General features: G+C 39.5%; 1 pseudogene. It reads right to left on the reverse strand.

The features are described from left to right. Nucleotides 1–214: 214 nt before the first annotated feature. A pseudogene (locus SANK73390_RS11845) lies at nt 215–559 on the reverse strand (transposase); the annotation flags it as partial.

Raw genomic sequence — 559 nt, forward strand, 5'->3', positions numbered from 1 at the left:
AACTAAAAACCAACTAAACAAGACAGCCATTATTAAATTATCAAATAATGGACACGCAAAGCCATTACCTTTGATATTTCTATGCCAAAAGTGCACCTTTACCACTATTTTTAGTTTTATCCGAGGGTTTGAATGGTAATTACAAAAAATTAGTCGCGGTTTTGCCTACTTTGTCAGCATGATTGTGGTTAAGTATTTTGGGCTATGGAGTGATTTAAGCGAATAACCTTTCACATTGACTGATGCCGGTTCGCCGTTTTACTTCTAAATGAGTATAATAGCCGTCAAGCTTATTGGGTCGCCCTACTGCCCCTTTGAACACTTTGCTAAATTGTGTGGTGAGTTTTAACCAGTTTTCAGGTGCTATGTTTAATCGTTCTAAAATAGGAAGAGTGCGTTGCTCTATATGTCCGCGTTTATCTTCTCTCATACAGCGGCCTGTGAGTTCAACTAATTCTAAATAAGACTTTAACTCAAAGGGCAGCCCTTTGGGCATGTGTTTTCTGGGGCTACCTGCAAAGCTAGCAAGTTGTTTAGGTTGCTTTGCCTCTTTTGCCGC

Source organism: Pseudoalteromonas sp. SANK 73390 (assembly GCF_054966645.1).